The sequence below is a fragment of the Verrucomicrobiota bacterium genome, from assembly GCA_021413925.1.
GTDB lineage: Bacteria > Verrucomicrobiota > Verrucomicrobiia > Chthoniobacterales > UBA6821 > UBA6821.
The window spans coordinates 110,192-124,654 of sequence record JAIOPL010000026.1 but is presented as its reverse complement, the minus strand read 5'-3'; the positions used below and the strand labels follow the sequence as shown (position 1 = coordinate 124,654).

General features: G+C 48.9%; 14 protein-coding genes. 1 reads left to right on the top strand and 13 read right to left on the bottom strand.

The genetic code is table 11. The features are described from left to right. Positions 1-6: 6 nt before the first annotated feature. Genes K8R57_10425 through K8R57_10385 form a run of 9 tightly spaced genes read right to left on the bottom strand, consistent with a single transcriptional unit; the run spans position 7 to position 8,529 of the window. Complete coding sequence (locus K8R57_10425) at positions 7-2,388, bottom strand: MMPL family transporter (GenBank protein ID MCE9588714.1); 2,382 nt, start codon at positions 2,386-2,388, stop codon at positions 7-9. Continuing rightward, complete coding sequence (locus K8R57_10420) at positions 2,375-3,076, bottom strand: outer membrane lipoprotein carrier protein LolA (protein ID MCE9588713.1); 702 nt, start codon at positions 3,074-3,076, stop codon at positions 2,375-2,377. The genes K8R57_10425 and K8R57_10420 overlap by 14 nt, the downstream gene beginning before the upstream one ends. A 22-nt stretch (positions 3,077-3,098) precedes the next feature. Further along, a complete protein-coding gene (locus K8R57_10415; protein MCE9588712.1) occupies positions 3,099-3,524 on the bottom strand; it encodes a 3-hydroxyacyl-[acyl-carrier-protein] dehydratase FabZ in 426 nt (141 codons plus the stop codon). Then, positions 3,521-4,477, bottom strand: a complete 957-nt coding sequence (locus K8R57_10410; protein ID MCE9588711.1) for a lysophospholipid acyltransferase family protein — start codon at positions 4,475-4,477, stop codon at positions 3,521-3,523. The genes K8R57_10415 and K8R57_10410 overlap by 4 nt, the downstream gene beginning before the upstream one ends. A gap of 54 nt (positions 4,478-4,531) precedes the next feature. Further along, a complete protein-coding gene (locus K8R57_10405; protein ID MCE9588710.1) occupies positions 4,532-5,803 on the bottom strand; it encodes a tryptophan 7-halogenase in 1,272 nt (423 codons plus the stop codon). Positions 5,804-5,805: 2 nt separating this feature from the next. After that, entirely contained in the window at positions 5,806-6,084 is a 279-nt protein-coding gene (locus K8R57_10400; GenBank protein MCE9588709.1) for an acyl carrier protein, read from the bottom strand. Between the two features lie 50 nt (positions 6,085-6,134). Continuing rightward, entirely contained in the window at positions 6,135-6,926 is a 792-nt protein-coding gene (locus K8R57_10395; protein ID MCE9588708.1) for a polysaccharide deacetylase family protein, read from the bottom strand. Beyond that, positions 6,923-7,696, bottom strand: coding sequence for a glycosyltransferase family 2 protein (locus tag K8R57_10390; protein ID MCE9588707.1), 774 nt, complete (start codon positions 7,694-7,696; stop codon positions 6,923-6,925). The genes K8R57_10395 and K8R57_10390 overlap by 4 nt, the downstream gene beginning before the upstream one ends. Then, positions 7,693-8,529 (bottom strand): 1-acyl-sn-glycerol-3-phosphate acyltransferase, encoded by an 837-nt coding sequence (locus K8R57_10385; GenBank protein ID MCE9588706.1) that lies wholly within the window; start codon positions 8,527-8,529, stop codon positions 7,693-7,695. The genes K8R57_10390 and K8R57_10385 overlap by 4 nt, the downstream gene beginning before the upstream one ends. 120 nt (positions 8,530-8,649) lie before the next feature. On the opposite strand from K8R57_10385, the gene K8R57_10380 reads away from it, so the two are divergent. Then, the gene (locus K8R57_10380; GenBank protein MCE9588705.1) at positions 8,650-9,315 is read left to right on the top strand and encodes a hypothetical protein; all 666 of its coding nucleotides are present in this window, start codon (positions 8,650-8,652) and stop codon (positions 9,313-9,315) included. On the opposite strand, the gene K8R57_10375 is transcribed toward K8R57_10380, so the two are convergent. From K8R57_10375 to K8R57_10360, 4 genes are read right to left on the bottom strand one after another with little or no spacing between them, the layout of a single operon-like run. Then, positions 9,278-10,507: a cation:proton antiporter gene (locus K8R57_10375; GenBank protein MCE9588704.1), complete on the bottom strand. Its 1,230-nt coding sequence runs from the start codon at positions 10,505-10,507 to the stop codon at positions 9,278-9,280. The two genes, K8R57_10380 and K8R57_10375, sit on opposite strands and share 38 nt — an antisense overlap. Before the next feature lie 57 nt (positions 10,508-10,564). Continuing rightward, a complete protein-coding gene (locus K8R57_10370) occupies positions 10,565-11,809 on the bottom strand; it encodes a tryptophan 7-halogenase (protein ID MCE9588703.1) in 1,245 nt (414 codons plus the stop codon). Next, positions 11,806-13,230 carry an acyl--CoA ligase gene (locus tag K8R57_10365; GenBank protein ID MCE9588702.1) on the bottom strand — a complete coding sequence of 475 codons (1,425 nt, stop codon included), beginning with the start codon at positions 13,228-13,230 and terminating at the stop codon, positions 11,806-11,808. Before K8R57_10365 ends, K8R57_10370 begins: the two co-directional genes overlap by 4 nt. A 13-nt stretch (positions 13,231-13,243) precedes the next feature. Continuing rightward, the gene (locus K8R57_10360; protein ID MCE9588701.1) at positions 13,244-14,461 is read right to left on the bottom strand and encodes an FAD-dependent oxidoreductase; all 1,218 of its coding nucleotides are present in this window, start codon (positions 14,459-14,461) and stop codon (positions 13,244-13,246) included. Positions 14,462-14,463 lie beyond the last annotated feature (2 nt).

Sequence of the window (14,463 nt, the reverse complement as noted above, 5' to 3'; positions counted from 1 at the left end):
TGCCCTCTATGAAGTGACTTCAGGCCTTCTTTTCTGTAAAAGGGATCTCCAGAGTCGGGGCAATAGAAAGAGAGAGATCACTCCATCAATCAGGAGACCTAAAGAGCAGGTTTTACCCAGTGCAGCCAGGCCGAGGTTGCTGGCCCATGCAAGGGATCCAAAACCAACTGCCGCAGAAGTGCAGCAAAGGAATATCACCAGCCCAAGTTCATTGTACGCTCCCGAGATGTCGCCTCCATTCCGGCGAAGTGCCAGAAGGAACAGGATGCTGTAGTCGGTCCCGGTACCTAGAAGCAGTAGAACTGCTGCAAGATTGAGAAGCCCCCAAGTCATCCCTAGAAGTGACATAGCCCCTGTAAGGCAGAGGAGAACCAAGAGTGTTGTAGCAATAAAAAGGCCCAGGGATTTGATGCTGCGCAGACCAAAAGCCAAGACAACCAGAATCCCAAAAATGAGCCCCAAGGAGACCAACATGATTTCTTTGGGTAGGAGCTGTTCAAGTTCCTTCGATAAAGTTTCCCAACTTACGAGATACACACCATCACTACTGAATTCTTCAACAAGAAATCGTTCAAAACCAGGGACAGGCTCTACGATGCCAAGCGCCATAAAGCTTCCATCCGTATGGCGTGCCAATCGTTGAAGAATCCATTGACTTGTTGGGTTAGAAGGCCAGATCGGAGGAGTTATCGTCCGCCATGCTGCTATTTGACCCAAGACATCTGAAGTGAACGAGAACGCGCCCTCATTGAAGCCAGCATTGAAAAGAGAACTCTTCAATCGGGGGAGATCCTTCTCAAGAGATCCAAGGGAAGAAAGGTTCCTTTGTTGATTGGCTGAGTCAGGCCAAAGTCCAAGTGGGGAGATGAAGCTTCGTATTTTCCCATCCCTCTTACCTTCCTCAAGTTGCTTTTGGGTTTTCTGTAGCCGGATGAGCACTTCAGTTTCGTCTCTACCAGTGACGACAAGATTTAGTTCGCCTTTCTGGACTCCAAGATTATTCGAGAGTTGTTCGAGGGCATGATGAGACTGACTGTTTTTGGGGCGAAGAGTTGATGGGGAGAAGTCCGCATGAGGGAATCCCTTCAAGATCAATGCACTCAGGCAGACGATCACCATGGTGATAGCCATGAGTTCTCCGAACTTAATGAAACGGGGTGACGAGAAAAGACGATCAACCTTCGAGGAAGGAAGGGGTCGCCCAGAACTCCGAAACTTAATGCAAAGTGGCGTAAAGACCCCAAGCATCACGATGACTCCGACACAAACCCCTATACCAACCATGTTCCCAAGTTGAGAAAGGCCCGGAAGACTGCTCAGATTCAGCGAAAAGAAGGCCGCAGCGGTGGTGCTTGATGTCCAAAGGATGTTCCGGAGGCATTTCCACTGTAACTCACGAACGCTTCCAGAATGTCGTAGGGACTGCTGGTAGATAAAGTACCCATAATCGACACTAAGACCTATCATCACCGATGCGAATCCAGCGCCTATTGCGGTGAGTTGGTTAAGGAATAACCCAGCTGTGGCAAGAGAAACGAGAAAGATCAACTGAAGCAGCAAAAGGAGCCAACGAAGTGGCGAGATCTCTCGATAACAGATCCAAAAAAGGAATGTGATGAGCGCCATGGTGGTAACAGCTGAGGTAACCATGTCCCATTGCATTCCCGTCGATATCTCGGCAACAAATGCAGGCTCACCTGTAAAGCCGAGTTGCACATCCTTTCCAATGACTGCTGCCGTGGCGACTCCGCTGATTTTCTTGATCCATTCAGCTATCTCTTTGTAATTCGAGAATGTCTTGGGAGACTCTACATAAACAACACGGAATCTCCCATCTGGGGATGAGAATGCTGATCGCTGCGAAGAACTGAGTGCTGAGTTCTCCATGAGCGAAGACGAGAGCCGATACGGATCCCAACTCAGTAAGGCCATATCGCGTGGTGAAATCGAGTCGGTCAGATCTTGTAGTGTCGTCTTTAAGGTTTCTTCAGCCTGAGCAGGCCCAAGGCTGGCAATAAGACCATCAGTTTTTTCTGATGATTGATTGATCAACAAGAAGCTCAGGCATTCCGCAAGAGTTGCGGGGTTTTTCTCCCAAGGAGGAGCATCAATAACCCGCCTGACTAGACTTGGGTTGCTTGATAAAGCTTCCGATACCCTATCCGCTGAGGTACTTGCTGACTCTGCATCGGAAGCATCAATGGTAATTATCAGTTCATTTGGCAGGGCAAAGTTCCTTAGGAAAAGAGAGAGCCCCTCAACCTGATGAAGTTGGGAAGGAAGCAGGCGTAGGATGTCGACGTTGAAACTGATTTTCGACAATCCCAATGCGATGTAGGAAGTTGCGCCTAGGCATAGCAAAATCCAAAGTGCTTTATTTCTTTTCATCGCTGATCCTGAATCCAGTCAGATTGTACCCGAAGAGATGAGGATCCAACTTTTGGTTAGTTTTTATATCTGTGAAGTCGTTGCGGATGGATGATCCATCGCGAGTCAGGAACTCCAGCCGGATCCACTGTCCTGTTTGAGAGTTAAAATCCAATCTGATTGCGGTAAGTCCACGGACCTGTTCGGTGTTTTTTGGAATAAACTCCACATGGAATATACCCGCTGAGTTCTCAGTTCTAAGAATCCGGACTTCTCGTTGAAAATCATCAAAGCCTCCATTTCCAGGAAGAGACATCATCCCAAATGCTTCGCTGGTGTCAGTACCGCCAATTGGTGATGAGCGGATCTTTTTAGAAGCAGTCTTTTTGAATGGTTGGATGACAGTTGTTTCAGTTGGAGTTCCTATAACGATTGTTTTTGGTGGAGTTCCAAGCTCCCATCGGAAGAACTGTTGGGGTTGTATCCAGAGCTTTCCGTGACTGATGAGTGGATCGCGTAGGGTCTTTAACGACCGGCTTTGAGTAAAATCAGCAGATAATGTATGAATCGACTTCTGTAAGGCGATCATAGCTCTCAGTGGTGAAATGTCTCCAACCGACTCTTTTTGAGTATCTCCGAGCAGGTTTACTGACAGGGTCAGGAGAAGTATCAGCAAGAGCATACCTTTAGGTGATACAAAAGGATTCATCCGTTTGTCAGTTAGCTCTATCTCATGAAGATGCTGAGCTTAATTGGCGACTCAGCATCAAACGACCTCTCGCAACAACCTTTTCTCCCACATGGCATTCTGCTTCTACCTGAACGAGATGCCCAAATGATTTAATGATCGCCACGCTACTCCTGAGTGTATCTCCCGGATAGACAGCAGCAACAACCCGGAACTGGTCAATGCTCGCAAGGAACATCGGCTCGTGTTGTTCCTTGGAACCGTGCATAATAAGAATACCTGCTGCCTGGGCGGCACATTCTACAAGAAGAACCGCGGGTAGTAATGGGTTATCCGGAAAGTGATCAGCAAAAAATGGTTCTGTTCCATCAAACGTCTTCCATCCGATTCCACAATCTGCACTAGACTTCTCGAAGCGGTCTGCAAACCGAAAACCGGGTCCATGCGGAGTGAGGGAGCTCTGGTTCATGAGATTGTAGTAGCGGGATTCAAGCTCGACCCGGATGATGCAGTGCATCCAAGTGAAGAGAAATGATACCATTGATCGGGCTTTTCCATAAACATCGGGATCAACGACTTGGCAATCTGCCGTGTGTAGTGGGCGAGACTTTGCTCCCTGCCCTCTGGTAACCATTTGGGATAAATCGGCGGTTGTGCCGTGATTTGGAACTTCCCATCACTTTGGGTTGTTACCCCCACAGGGATAATGGGACACCCGGAGATAAGAGAAATAAGAACTGGGGCCCCCGAAAACAGCATGTGCCCATAGGGACACTCCACAGGTATGGAGTTACTGTTGTTGTAAGGTCGGTCTGCAAGCATTGCTACGAATCCGCCATTTCGGAGGGTTCTAGCAATTTCAACAACTGAAAAGGCATCATCCCCTACCACAATGGTGTTGACCCCCCATCTTGCCCTGAAATCTGTCCGCCATTGGGTCAGTCCCGGCGAGGGCTCGGGCTGAGTCAACGCAGTCATAGGGAAATCCATTTGCCTCATCACGAGTCCTCCAAGCTCAAAGAACCCAAGGTGACCGGTCACTAGAAGACAGCCTTTTCCATCGTCATGTGCCTGTTTGAGAAATTGGAAACCCTCTTTTTTTGCCAAAAGGCTTAATACCTTTTCAGGCTGGATAGCAGCCAACTCACCGTAGATGGAAAAGCATTCCGCCTGGTTCATGAGTAGCCTGCAGGCAGTCTGAAAAGAGGCTTTCTCTGGTGCCAAGAGAGCAACATTTGAGCGGATCGCCTTTACCGTTGCTGGATGAGTCAGAGCGTATGCAAGGCCTATACCTCGAGCAATAAATCTACCCAGTTCTTTCCCGACTATTCGCCATGCAAAAAGAACAAACTCGAACCACCAAGCATTGTAGAGGAAGCGGTAAAAACGCCTACCCCTATAATCACGATCCTGTCTGTTCATAGACATCGGCAAAATCAAAAGTCCGCGAGACGGCTCAAGGATTCTTATCCTCAATCACCTCAGTGAGGTAATTGCTGGAGCAATCGGCAAAAAGCGTTGGATTTTGCAGATCACATGAAAAGCATCACGCCGAATTCGATCGGTAAGCCCAGGATGAGCATCTCCCCCTACGAGGCGGCCAATGCTTTCAGGAATCTTCATGAACGATGAGGGGTTCATAAATACCTCAAATCCTGCGCGGTCGTAAAATGCTCTGATGATGCGAGCGTACTGGTTCATCCAGCCTGTGATTTCACGCGTATACGAGAACCTTTCCCATCTGGTTAGGAATCGATTGCGTGCTTCGGCATGATTAATGAGATCAGATGCGCGCATAGCGGACTTTAATGCCAGCATCACACCGGATGAGAATATGGGATCAACAAATCCAGCAGCATCCCCGGTGAGAATCACTCTTTCAGAAGCAAATGATGAAAACTTCCAGCTGTAGTCACCTGTTGCTGCAAGTGGAGTAATGGGAGTGGCGCCGTGCATGCGTGCCTTTACCTCGGTGTTTGCTTGAACTGCCTGATTAAAGATCGCTTTGAGTGAATCAGGAGATCCTCCTTTCATTTGCTCTGCAGGTAGAACGAGGCCTACTGAAGTACGATTTCCTGCAAGTGGTATTAACCAAAACCATCCTTCCGCCAATCGTGCTATGGTAATATGCCCTTCTGCTTTTCCACTGTTCCGAAAAACACCTTTGAAGTGGCCATATATTGCTACTCTCCGATGCTTTTGTGTGCTCTTTCTCTTCAATCCAACGCGACTGCCTGCAAAAGAGTTTCTTCCACTAGCATCAATAACCCAGCGACTTGAAATACTCTGCGGGCCATTAGGGCCAGTGCATTCTAGTTCAATTCTTTCAGGATTATTTTGAATCAGATCCTGCACTCTCGTCTGTTCCAAAACCTCACACCCCAAGTCTCGTGCGTGGTTCAACAAGAGGTGATCAAATTGAGAGCGTTCAACCTGATAAGTGTATTCCCTGGACTGACCGAGATTTTTGGCGAACCAAAAGCGCTGAAGTCTGCTTCCGTCCCCTGTAGAGAATTCGGCACCGTATTTACGAAGGAACCCAGCCTGTTCCATCTTATCCCAGACACCAATCTCACGTAGAAGATCATTCCCATGAGGAAGCAGCGACTCACCAACCGTAAATCTAGGAAATGATTCCTTTTCCAGAATCAATACCCGTTTTCCGCTTTTAGCAAGTTGTGCCCCTGCGGCAGATCCCGAAGGCCCCCCACCGATGATTGCTACATCGTATAAAGTGTTCGATCCCATGGTCAGTTGATTGCGGACTGCCGTACAGCAACTGCTTTCAGGACCCAGTCTCGAAGAACTCCCAGACTCTGAAGAGCATCTCGCGCTGCAGTAGGGTCTCCGATGATGACGCCGTACTGTTTTTCAACAGCGATGATAATCTGGAGAGCATCCAGGGAATCGAGGCCAATCCCTTCAGGACCAAAAAGAGGGGTCTCTTCTGAAATCGTTGAGAGATCTACTTTGACCATGCAGTTCTCGACAAGAATCGTCTTTAGGGCATCGATGGTTATTTCCGACATACAATGGCTGTCACTATAACAGCCGACACCCCCCACCGGACAAGGAAAGATCAGATCAGATTGAGGCTCGGTATTGTGGTGGTGTACCCCTCTTCATGAAGCCCCTTCAGAAGTGATTCAAGTGTTCTGGCTCTTGTTCCTGGCCTCATGTTTTTCAGGGAGCTTTCATGGAGCAGGATGATGGCACCAGGTTTTACAGAATGCATGATTCTCTGAATTACTGCCTTGGGGTCCCGTGGAACACCATCAAATCCTGAAGCGGACCAACCGACAAAGCTTAAGCCGGCGTCTTCAACGGCACGATGAAGTAAGGGATTTGCAAGTCCAGCAGGTGCTCGAAACTGGATAGGGGATAGCCCCGAGGCATTTTGGATCAGACGGCTACATTCACTGATCTCCGATGAAGCCCTGCTTCTGGTGGTAGCCCAAAAAGTGCCTGCTGAATGGCTGTATGTGTGATTTTGAAGAGAGTGGCCGGATGAATGGATGGCGATGGCAAGTTCGGGGTGTTTCGCTATTTGCTGACCGATACAGAAAAAAGTCGCCAAGGCATCATGCCGGGAGAGTACATCGAGCATTTCGAGTGTATTTTCTGGCGTAGGTCCATCATCGATGGTCAGCCAGACCTGCCGATCTTCGGGAGCAAATCGAGTAACCACCTGTCCGTACAAAGAACAATTTCGAAGAAGGGAAGGGATCAGCAAGACGGCTCCGCTACCAACCGCGAGAATGCTGCTTGTCGCGGCAGCTCCAGCCAGACCTGTCTTAATCGCCCCAAATCCTAAAGCTCCTGCTGAGACGTAGCCAATTCCACGTCTCTGTTTTGGAGTGAGATAATTCACTGGGATTTGAGAGCCCTCCGGTATCGCAATCGAAGCAGCCTTGGGATCATGGTAAAGGCGATAAGAGCAAGCTGAGTATGTACGTAAACGAGTAGCAGGTTGTCCCTTACGTACTTGAAGTGCGTCACACCTCCTTGTGTCTTCTTCTTGTAGGTGACTGGCGTATCAAGATTTAGCGGCGGAATGCCCATCCAATAGAGCCTGACGGCAAGCTGGGTATCAAAGTCAAAACGTCTTCCTCCCTTAATGCTGCGCATAACTTGTAAGGATGGTTCGATCGGGTAGACACGAAAGCCATACAAGGAATCTCGTACGCCTCCCCAAAGTGTCTCGAGGTTCGTCCACCAGTTACCCACTAATCGTCCATTGACCCGAAGGGCAGGCGCCTCCGCAGAAAAGATCGGAACTCCTAGAATCATAGCCTCAGGATGCAGGCGAGATTGATCCATAAAGCGTCGAAGATCCGATGCAGCATGCTGGCCATCAGCATCAAAGACTGCTGCATGTGTGAATCTTCGCTCTTGAGCATGGTACATACCTGTGATGACTGCAGCACCCTTGCCGAGATTGCTGCCGTGCCTGAGGATAATCAGTCCTTGATTAGACTCCTGGCACCCTTTCAATCCATCGAAGCTGCTGTCTGTAGAACCATCATCGACTACGATCACGCTCTCCCAGTTCTGTAGGGCTTCGAGAACTGTCTTTTTCAACAGATCGCCGCTGTTGAAACTAGGTATAATGACGCAATGGGAATGCTCGAGTGTCTTCATTTTGTATCCGTGGTACGCGAGACTCCGACACCACTGCTCATCAGGTTCATGCGAAAATAATTCTCTATCTCAGATGAAAGCTCCCGAGGAGAAAGGTCTTTTGTGGTATGAAAAACCTTGCCGGCACTGATCTTGAATAAAAGAGGGACCCTTGATCGGGAGGGTTTTATGAAAGAGAATTCGCTGCCGAAGTAGTTCGAATCACACTCGATGAATACCGTTTGTATTGGGGCTCCAGCGCGGATAGCCGCTAAGGCATAGGAATGGTAAAAGCGGCCTAGGGGCAGAGTTCGGGTGCGTGTTCCCTCGGGAAAGATCAAAATGTTTGCACCTTCTGCCAGCCTCGTCTGGCAGGTTTTGATCATACCCAAGGTGCTGTCATTAAGAATGAAGTTACAGAGTCGTGCGGCGCCAACGGTGAGTGGGTTTGCGAGAAGCTTAGCATTGATCACACAGTCAGTCTGCATGACTCTGGACATGATCAGTATGGCATCAATCATCGAGGGATGATTCGGCGCGATAATCCGTCCCCTCCACGATGAGGCGTCATCGAAACCGACAAACTCAGTACGTATAAGTCCCCAGGATTCGAGCAGGGTGATATATTTGAGTGATCCAAGTCCCAGACGAAGGCGTTCCTTGGAGGGATCATGCTTTTTGAGACCGGTGAGGATCAGGATCTGCCACCGAACCCCCAAAAGAAGTGCCGTAACGATAAAATATAGGTGAGCACCCTTCTGTTTGAGATTCCCTAGAAGCGTGAGGTGAATTCTCGAGTCTGCAGCAACATGGCCGAGGGGTTCGTTCTTGAACTGGGGCTCACCGTTTTCCATGATTCATTGCTAGGCTAGTTGCTCGCCCAGAATTTTTCCATCCCAGTCACAGCTGATTCACAACAAGATAAAGACAAAGAGCTTACATCCGGTTCTGATGTGCTTTTTTGAGAGTTTCCCATGACCAAACGTCGTGAATACATCAAGGCGATCGCGCAATCGTTTTCAGGAGGACGATGGCTTCAAGGGTACATCCAGGGTAAGCTCTCCGCCGACCCCGTGTTCGACGCTGGTCTTCAAGCTGTGGTTAATCACCCTGGCAAGGTAGTCGACTTAGGATGCGGTTTGGGTCTCTTTGGTTTATGGTTAAGAATCAATGGTTCTAATGGCGAATATCGGGGTTGTGACCTTGATGAGTGGAAGATTGCAGCGGGTTGCAAGGCTCGGGACTCTTTGGGATTTCAAGATCTTCGCCTCGACTGTCATGACCTTGAGAGTTTTTTACTGACTGAGGCTAAAACCATCTGCCTGTTTGATGTTTTCCATTACCTGCCGATCGCATCTCAGAATAAGTTGATCAAGCGACTAGCTGAGGCGACAAGGCATGGGTCACAGGTGCTAATCAGAACTGGCGTGACCGGCCGTGGTTGGCGTTCATTTGCCACATCAATCCAGGAGTGGTGGATTAGATCAAGTGGCTGGATTCGCGGTGGACGGGTTACCCTTCCTGACCTTGTTTACCTTACCCACAGTTTTGAGGAGCTAGGATGCAATGTTGAGTCTGTTGCCCTTTCCGGCAGAACACCCTTCAGCAGTTACCTCTTGAAAGTCTCTTCGCGGCATTAAACCCGGGCGCAGCCATCAAAGTGGTCACAACAGCCATCAGGACAAGCATGGTAAAAAGTGTTGGAGTAATCAACCCAGCCTGAAGTCCTATATTCAAAAGAATAAGTTCCATAAGCCCGCGCGCATTCATTAGTGATGCAATAGTGAGCGCATCGGAATGAGTCTTTCCACAAAAGCGAGCAGCTCCATAGCAGGCACCGAGTTTTGCGGCTACTGCGGCCAGAACTAGGCACAAGCATATCAGCCACAGTGAGGGAGAGTTCAGCAGTGAAAAACGAGTGTTCAATCCTGAATAGGTGAAGAAGAACGGGAGCAGTAGCACCGTGGTAACAGGACTAATACGCTCTGCGGTTTTTTCTGCTGCCCCTCCTCTTGGCACAGCGAGCCCTAGAATGAATGCACCAAATACAGAATAGAGACCGATCAGATCAGTAAACCAGGCACATAAACCCAGAAGAAGCATCAGTACCCCAAGCAGCGCAGAATCGTTTTTCTGATCTCTGAAGTAGTGGTGAAGGACAGGGCTAATCAACTTCAGGCAAAATAATGTATAGAGCAGGCCACCACCTAGAGCCGCTGCAACAAGCATTGGGTTTCCAGAAACGCACCCCAACACAGTCGCAAGGAGCATCCAAGCAACAACGTCATCAAAGCTACCAGCAGCAAGAGCAACCGTTCCTGCGGTTGTGCCCTTCAATCCATTTTCAAGAATGATCCTCGCAAGCATGGGGAATGCCGTAATGGACATAGCAGCACCGATAAAAAGTACAGCCATAGCTAGGGAGACATGCGGCGTGAAGTACCCCCCCTTTTGCTCCAGCCAAAAAGCAATGAAACCTGCTAAGACAAAAGGTGCGATTATACCTGCTGCTGAAACTAGCGCCGCAGTTCTCAGATGTGAGCGAAATACATCTGTCCGGAATTCCAATCCTACCACAAACATGTAGAGAGAGAGCCCAAGCTGAGCCACTGCAAACAGGACAGGGCGAGATGCTGTAGAGAATACGGCCTGAAAGAGATCTGGGGCAATAATACCAAAAAGCGATGGGCCCAGTAGAACACCTGCAATCATCTCTCCAATCACAGGGGGCTGACCAATCCTTCGCATAACGGCACGGCAGACCCCGCATGCAGCCAATATCAAGGAAAGCTGTAGAAAAAACTGTGCGGCACTAGCTGTAGGGTTATTCATCTTAAAAGGAGCAAAGGATCAGCATCCTAGGATTAATTATTGAGTGGGAGCATCGAACTAGATGATTGCATATTTCTGATCCGTCGCAGATTCACCCAAAACCCATCGGTCCATATTTTTTAACACTCCTCGACTGAAGGGAGATGAGGTCGTAAAGCCCGAGGCCATACCTGCCATGTTCATGCTCATAAAAGACTCCATAAATCCAAGAGGTAGGTAGTGATATTGGTTCTGGAACGCTTTACCTGCATCATGAAGTTCAAAGATCCTGCCGGTATAGAAATAGGAGATGAGATCCATCCATGATCTCAATTCCTCAGTCACTCGTTGAGAGTATCGCTCTAAGGCCTCCCGGATTGGAAATCTCTCTAGCTCCTTGCATAACTGCAGAGCAGAGTCCATGGCCACCATCATGCCTGGAGATAACATGGGATCCACAAAACCAAACGCATCACCAACAGCGGCCCAGTTCTCACCACTCCCACGATTAGCAATCAGTTGGTAGTTTCCATACGTGCGAACCTCAGAAACTCTTTTGAGGTCTTTGGATTCCTGACTCAGTACGGGATCTCTTCTGATCGCCGCATTAAGTCGTTCAGCTGAAGAAGTCCCAAGTTCAGCGGCGTCCTTCTGGGACATGACAACACCCACTGACATTTTATCCCTCAATGGGATTCTCCAGGCCCAACCACTCGAAAGTCGGTTGATCCTTACCTGACCCGAAGGTGTCTCAGGAAAGAAACCGTGAAAATGAGCAAAGAAAGCAACATCACGGCGCGGGCCAGTCTCAGATCGAATATTCAAAAGCTTCGAACTCATCCTTCGCCTACCAGAAGCATCAATAATCAGATCTGGTTGCACCCCTTGCCATGCTTTCACACTTTCAAGTGCATCTGGCGACAACAAGAGTCTGTCTCCTGAAGACTGCAATTCTGCCTTAATGTCGACCTTGATGGCCCCCAACTCCAAAGCTCGATTTTGCAGCAGATTGTCAAAACCTGGCCTAGGAACATTATAGGCATACTGGGGATTTTTCCTTGGCAATGAGGTAAAGCTGAAGGTGAACTCCTTCCCCCCTCCTGGATAGAATGAAACACCTGGCTTGAGAACGCTGATTGCTGCAACCCTCTCCTCAATACCTAGCTTGCGGAGGATCGGTATGACGCCTGGTACCAAGGACTCGCCCGCAAGAGTATTGGGACGCCCACCCTGGTCGAAAATGAAGACACTATGGCCGCGTTCTGCGAGCAAGGCAGCAGCAACACTGCCAGACGGCCCACCACCGATAACGGCAATTCTCATACCCTTTTAATTTTCCCAGTTGGTGTTTTTGGTATGGAGCCTACAAAACGGAATTCAATCGGCAGTTTGTACCTGGCCAGGTGTTTTCTGCAATGCATCGAAAGGGTTTTGACCTGAACATCTTCTCCAACTGCTCTCACAATCTCTGCAACGGGAACCGACCCAAAAGTAGGATGGGGGGTTGCAATTACCCTAGATTCTAAGACCCCTGGAACAATATTGATGCACCTTTCAACCTCTTCAGGAAAGAATTTCATTCCCCCCACATTGATGATCGTTCTTGATCGACCAAGAATGGAGACATATCCGTCAGAGTCCATACTAGCGATATCCCCGGTACTCAACCATCCGTCAGGGGCAGTCACCTGCTCTCTCGTCTGCCAGGGATCAATATAGGCGTCGAACATCCCGGGACCTTTCAAAAAAAGCTCTCCTTGAATGCCAGCTTCTACAGCCACTCCGGCTGTATCTCGAATCTCTACATCAAAACCGGGCAATGGGCGCCCCACAGAAGAATCCCTTAACCCATCATAAGAGTTATTGATAAAGGGCAGCCCGACTTCCATGACTCCCAATGCTTGGACGGGACGAACTCCATAAGTTGCTGTAAATCTTTCTGCAGTATCTTGAAGCAGCGGGGCTGTTGTAGAAACCGCCAACCGCAAGGAAGACCATGAGAGGTTTTCCTTATTCTCTCCAGAAGTGAGAAAAATAAAATGGCATGGAGCAGCGTAAATGACAGTCGCATGGTCACGAGTGGCGGCGGCAAGCAAATCACCGGGTAGGTAACTCTCTGGCAGAACAATCGCTGCGCCATTCCACAGGTACAGCATTATAGAGGCTGCATAGTGATGCGACATCGACAAGACCCACAGAACCCGGTCCTGAGATGTTATCTTTAGGCCCCGGTTTGCGGTTTCAATCCGGTCGAGCAGAGTTTTGTGGGATAATACTATACCCTTTGATGCTCCTGTTGTTCCGGAACTAAACCGAATGAATGCGGGGTTTAAATTATCAAAATCCGCGCTCACCTCACCTCCCGGAAGCTCTTCTATGGAAAAAGATATCTGATCATCTGAGGCGACCTGATGATGAACTACTGCGTCCAACTGGATCGTTGAGACAAGATTGTTTCTCTCAGATTCAGTTAGCTCTGGAGCAATCGGCACGAGACAACAACCTGATCGCAGAATACCCAACGAGAGGGCGACATATTCCATGCCGTCCTGGCATCTCAACCCAACTCTTGGAACCCCCTTGAAAGTAAGAGCCCCTTTGATCGCTTTCGCAATGCAGGCGCTGTGCTCATCAAGGGCTCCATAGGTGCAGATCTTACCTTTATCAATCAACGCCAGGGCTCCTCTATCTGAGCGCTGGAACAACTCTTCTACGAAATTCATTTTTAGGGATTCAATAGACATTTCCTCTCCCTCATTAGTTCTTTGTTTTTGCCGCTATCTTCGCAGCAGCAATGCCGGCGGCTTCGCCCGTAGCGAGACATGTTCCGATTACACGGATAGACGCCTGTGCTTCATGAGTAGTTGAGATGCACTTTCCTGCGACGAAGAGGTTTTCTACCTCTTTGGATTGAAGGGATCTTAAAGGAATGCCGCATGGCTGATTATCAATTGGGTATCTGAATCTTGGTCCACGTGCAGTTTCTCTCAGCTCTATCGGCCAAGAGGCAATAGCTACTTCATCATCGAACCTTGCACCTTCGAGAATATCCTTCTCGGCTAGTTGGTAAATTCCATTGCTACGGCGACTTTCGCGAATTCCCAAACATGAGGGATACTCTGGAAGGAATGCCTCTTGAAAACCTTCAATCTCATTCTTTAGGAAATCAATGAGCTGAACGGCGATTCGCCTGCCCTCTGACTCAGCATTGGCGCGACTCTCGTTTTCGTTTGGATCAAAGCCTTGTGCTTCCAGATCTATTGTCACCATAACCTGGTCATTTGAAACCCCAGCACGAAAAGCAGTTCCCATGGCTCCGGAGGTTAGAAGCCCTGATGTTACACCTCGGCTAATCGTCTGAGCCAAAAGCAATCGTCCATTGTCACCCATCTGTTCTGGATCAACACCCTTTAGCGAAAAAATGTAGGCGGGACGCTGGAGGGTCTCTAATGGTGAGCGCTCATAACCGGCATTTGCCAACATGAAGATCTCTGCATCTCCCGTTGTATCAATAACGGCTTCACACTCGATGGTGTGGTGCTCCTCAGTTCCTGAAATCTTTACCCTACAAAGGCGATTCCCGTTTTTGTGTGTCTCGGATATTTGCGTGTTAAGAAAAAGATGAATATTTGAGAGTTCATCTACCATCTCCTTTGCAACCAATGCATAGGAACTTGGGTTGTGCATCAGTACATCCAACCTGCCCATTCGCACCGGCCCTCGCGCTCCCCCTTTTTTGATTAGAGTCTCTGAAAACTCCCTCGCGAATCCGCCATTAGCGAAAGCCAACGGTTCTGACTCATTGTCTCGAAGTAAGTAGAGACCACAAATGGAATGCACCATGGCGGTTGAAGCCATTCCTCCGAGCATTCCATGCTTTTCCACAAGCACTACAGTTGCGCCCTTTCTAGCAGAACTGATCGCTGCGGCAATTCCTGCGCTTCCTCCCCCAATTACAACAACGTCGGCGTGCATTT